Origin of the sequence: Streptomyces sp. 8L, assembly GCF_020176795.1 — a bacterium.
In the GTDB taxonomy this organism is placed as follows: domain Bacteria; phylum Actinomycetota; class Actinomycetes; order Streptomycetales; family Streptomycetaceae; genus Streptomyces.
The window spans coordinates 1-4166 of sequence record NZ_JAIUKE010000706.1 but is presented as its reverse complement, the minus strand read 5'-3'; the positions used below and the strand labels follow the sequence as shown (position 1 = coordinate 4166).

Annotated in this window: 4 protein-coding genes and 2 pseudogenes; 4 read left to right on the top strand and 2 right to left on the bottom strand. The window is 74.0% G+C overall.

Annotated elements, in window-relative coordinates; all coding sequences use genetic code 11:
* Positions 1-183: pseudogene (locus LCE31_RS37495) on the bottom strand (serine protease); the annotation flags it as partial.
* A 710-nt stretch (positions 184-893) separates the two neighbouring features.
* Here LCE31_RS37495 and LCE31_RS37490 point away from each other — a divergent pair.
* The 4 genes and pseudogenes from LCE31_RS37490 to LCE31_RS41035 all read left to right on the top strand — a co-directional run.
* The gene (locus LCE31_RS37490) at positions 894-1244 is read left to right on the top strand and encodes a YkvA family protein (protein ID WP_225022562.1); all 351 of its coding nucleotides are present in this window, start codon (positions 894-896) and stop codon (positions 1242-1244) included.
* 107 nt (positions 1245-1351) lie between these two features.
* On the top strand, positions 1352-2278 hold the full coding sequence (gene ligD / locus LCE31_RS37485) for a non-homologous end-joining DNA ligase (RefSeq protein ID WP_225022565.1): 927 nt from the start codon (positions 1352-1354) through the stop codon (positions 2276-2278).
* A 189-nt stretch (positions 2279-2467) separates the two neighbouring features.
* Positions 2468-2641 carry a CsbD family protein gene (locus LCE31_RS37480; protein ID WP_225022560.1) on the top strand — a complete coding sequence of 58 codons (174 nt, stop codon included), beginning with the start codon at positions 2468-2470 and terminating at the stop codon, positions 2639-2641.
* A gap of 216 nt (positions 2642-2857) precedes the next feature.
* Positions 2858-3043, top strand: a pseudogene (locus LCE31_RS41035) (DUF5133 domain-containing protein); the annotation flags it as partial.
* Between the two features lie 286 nt (positions 3044-3329).
* Here the strand turns inward: LCE31_RS41035 and LCE31_RS37470 are convergent.
* Positions 3330-4112 carry an aldo/keto reductase gene (locus LCE31_RS37470; protein ID WP_225022564.1) on the bottom strand — a complete coding sequence of 261 codons (783 nt, stop codon included), beginning with the start codon at positions 4110-4112 and terminating at the stop codon, positions 3330-3332.
* Between the last annotated feature and the right edge of the window lie 54 nt (positions 4113-4166).

Here is a 4166-nt window from a genome sequence, read left to right as displayed (position 1 = left end):
GCCGACGGCGCGGCTCGGGGCGGCGTGCGCCGCCGCGGTCGCGGTGGGCGTGGCGAGGGGGGCGGGCTGGGCGAGGGCGGACGGCGCGGCGAGGGCGGCGACGGCGACGACTCCGGTGGCGACCGCTATGTAGCGGGCGCGTCTGGAGACGGTGCCGCGGGGGGTGAGGCGCTTCATGGTCACTGATCCTCCTGGGTGGGGGTGCTGACGGGCCGTCGGGTGGTCGGACCGCGGAGGCGCGATTGTGCTCGGCTGCTCGGTTTTTGACCGTGGACCTGTCAATCGCATGGACTGAATCTTTGGGTCCGTTTGCTTCGCTGGCAAGACTGAGTTCCGGTCCTGCGGCCGATGGCGGCGGCGGGTGGCGCGAAAGCCGCCCGCGCGGGCGGCGGTGCGGTCTGTGGTGTGCAAAGGGAAGGTCTTGCGGAGGTCAATGGCGGCGAAGCGCGCCGCCATGACGGCGGCCCGATTGCGGGCGTATCGCCGTTTTGCCCACCGGTGGATCTTGGCCGAATCGCCGCGCCGCCGCCCCGGGACCGGTCTACGCGCGCTGATCCGGCCGGATGTGGGCGCCCGGACGGATCGCGGGCGCCGGCCCCGGCCCGTTGAAGCGTGACGTCCGTCATGCGGCTCGGTGAGTGCATTACGTTTACGTGTGCGTCCACGGGCTGCGCGGCGCACGGTGTGGCTGGTGTGAGCGCGGTCGGCGGAGGGTGCGGTCGGCGCACGGCGCGGTCGTCGCACGGTGTGGCCGGCGTGAGCGCGGTCGGCGCACGGCGTGGTCGCGTTCCGGGCGAACGGGCCCGCCTGCCTGCCCAGTTCGGGGGTAACCGGCATGCGGGGATCACCGGCAGGGGACCGGGGAGCGAACCCATCGGAAGGAACAGCCCGGCATGGACCACGACGGCCTCTGGCTCCGGATCGCACTGGGCGTGGCGGCCGTCGCCGCCATGCTCGCGGTGGCGGTCACCCTCGCCGTGCGCCTCGTCCGCGCCCGGCGCCTGCTGCGGAGAGCGGGCCTGCCCACCGGCCGCCGCTGGGTGTTCTGGGCCGCGCTCGCCTACCTGGTGCTGCCCACCGACCTGGTCCCCGACCCGGTCTACCTCGACGACATCGGGGTGCTCCTGCTGGCCCTGCGCGCCCTGACGTCCGGGGCCCCGCCAGGAGTCCTCGTCCGCGCCGCCGTGCCCGCCCCGTCCCGCGGGCCCGGGCGCGAACGCCGGACGGGCGGCGGCCCGGGGTAGCCGTCGCCCGGCGGGGCGCCGCGGGCCCAGCGGTCGCGCGGGGCGCCGGGCTGTGCGGATGATCGGGTGTGGAGCAGACACAGCCGAGTGGGCTCTTCGTGCGGCCGATGCTGGCCGTCCCCGCGCCGGCCCCTGACGACAGGACCGGCGCGGGATGGGCGTTCGAGGTCAAGTGGGACGGCGTCCGGTGCGTCGTCGGTACGACCGGCGACGGCACCGTACGCCTCAGTGCGCGCGCGGGCACCGACACCACCGCCCGCTACCCCGAACTCGCACCCCTCGGCGCGCGGCTGCGCGGCCGGGACGCCGACCTCGACGGCGAGGTGGTCGTCCTGGACGAGTCGGGACGGCCCGACTTCGGACTCCTCCAGCGCCGGATGGGCGTGGGCGACCCGCGCCGCGCCGCCGCGCTCGCCCGCACCTGGCCCGTACGACTCGTCCTGTTCGACATCATGCGGCTCGACGGCAGATCCCTGCTCCGCGTGCCGTACGAGGAGCGGCGCGGCCTGCTCACGGGCCTCGGCCTCGGCGACGGGCCCCACTGGTCCGTGCCCTCCCACCTGGCGGGCCGGGGCGGCCAGGCGTGGCAGACCACGCTCGACCACGGCTACGAGGGCGTCGTGGCCAAGCGGCTCTCCTCCCCGTACACCCCGGGCGTACGGTCGCCCGACTGGCGCAAGACGCGCCACCTCGTCACACTCGACGTCGTCCTCGGCGGCTGGAGCGAGGGCAGGGGCGGCCTCGGCGGGCTCCCCGGCTCCGTCCTCGTCGGCGTGCCCGAGGAGACCGGGCTGCGGTACGCGGGCGCCGTGGGCTCCGGCCTCTCCGGCGACGAACGCCGCGAACTCGCCCGCTACTTCTCGGTGCTGGCGCGTGACACCTCGCCCTTCGCGGGCCCGGTCGACGTGGCGGCGCCGCACTGGGCCGAGCCGCGGCTCGTCGCCGAGATCACCTTCTCCGGCTGGACGGCGTCGGGTCTCGTACGCCAGTCCGTCTGGCACCGGCTGCGCCCCGACCTCACCCGGCTGGACTGACGACGTCGGGCGGCGCGCCCCCGCCTGACCAGCGGCGAAGGGGTCGTATCCGCCCGAGGGGGCCCGAGCGCGGGGTGCGGACAGGGCGCCGCGCGGGGACGCGGACCCGCGGCGGGGGTTTGGATCGCCGATCCACGGTGAGGCGGTGTGCAGCAGCACTTCCACGACAGACGTCAGGACGTGAGCAGCGTGAGCGACAACCAGAAGGCCAAGGCCAAGGGCGAGCAGATGAAGGGCAAGTCCAAGGAGACCGCGGGCCGCATGCTCGGCAACGAGCGGATGATGGCGGAGGGCCAGGCGGAGAAGTCGAAGGGCGACGCGCGTCAGGCCAAGGAGAAGGGCAAGGACGCCTTCAAACACTGACGTCTCCCCGGGCTTCCCGGACACGGAACACAGGCCGCGGCGCCCACCTCGACGGTGGGCGCTGCGGCCTGTGCCGTACGGGTGGTCCGTGGGCCGGCCCGGACGGCCGCCTGGTGACGAGGATCACCGACGGCCGGTCAGAACCCCGCGCATGACGGGCCGTACGCCGGGCACCCGGCAAGCCGAGCAACTCACCCCTCTGCCTCGGAGACCGCCGTGCTGATGGCCCACCCCGCGATTCTGCGCAACCTCGTCGAGCAGTTCCAGGCCCTTCGTGCCCTGCACGCGGAGAAGGGCACGCCGGAATCCCGGCGCCGTCTGGAAGACGTCACGTACACACTCTGCGTCTCCACCGGGACCAGGACCGCCGAGGGGGCGCTGGCGGCCGCGCGGGAGCAGCTCGCCATGGCCCTCGCGCAGACCGCGGAGCCCGGTGGCACGCGAACCCCGCTCGGGGAGGCCCTGTCAGCGGGGCCCGCTCGCGCGGAGCCGGTGTTCGGGAAGACCGCCGCCATGGTTCCCGCCGCGGTCGCTTCCGCGGCGGCTCCCATACCGGTGCGACGGTCGGCCTAGGCCGCATCCGACACCTCCCGCCCGGCGCGACTTTCGGGCGCCGGACGCCCGGTGGAGCCTTCGTGCACGCTCAGTGCGGTGTGCGCACGCTCAGTGGGGCGTGCGCGGAGCAGGGTCAGTTGAACGTGTCCGGGTCCGGGCCCGTGCGCATGCCGCTGTCCAGGGCGGCCAGCGCCTCCATCTCGGAGCCGGACAGCTCGAAGCCGAAGACGTCCAGGTTCTGCCGGATGCGCTCGGGCGTCACGGACTTGGGGATCACGACGTTGCCGGTCTGGAGGTGCCAGCGCAGGACGGCCTGCGCGGGCGTCCTGCCGTGGCGCGCGGCGATGTCCCGCACCGTGTCGTGCGTGAGCAGCGCGCCCTGCGCCAGCGGGCTCCACGCCTCGGTCACGATGCCGTGGCGGGCGTGGAACGCGCGCAACTCCCGCTCCTGGAGCCCCGGGTGGAGCTCGATCTGGTTGACGGCGGGCACCGTCGAGGAGTTGTCGATCAGCCGCCGCACGTGCTCAGGCTGGAAGTTGGACACACCGATCGCGCGCGTCCGGCCGTCGGCCAGCAGCTTCTCGAAGGCGCGCCAGGTGTCGAGATAGGCGTCGTTCGCGGGGGCCGGCCAGTGGATCAGGTAGAGGTCGACGAAGTCGAGCCCGAGCCGTTCCAGTGAGGCGTCGAACGCACGCAGCGCTGCCTCGTAGCCCTGGTCGGCGTTCCACAGTTTCGTGGTGATGAAGAGGTCCTCGCGGGCCAGGCCCGAGGAGGCGAGAGCGCGCCCGACGCCGCGCTCGTTGCCGTAGATCACCGCTGTGTCGATGCTGCGGTAGCCGGCCTGGAGCGCCGCGCTCACGGCGGCGGTGGTCTCGTCGTCGGGGACCTGGAAGACACCGAATCCGAGCTGGGGCATCAGGACGCCGTTGTTCAGTGTGACCGTCGGGATGGCGGCGGCGGACGCGGGGGT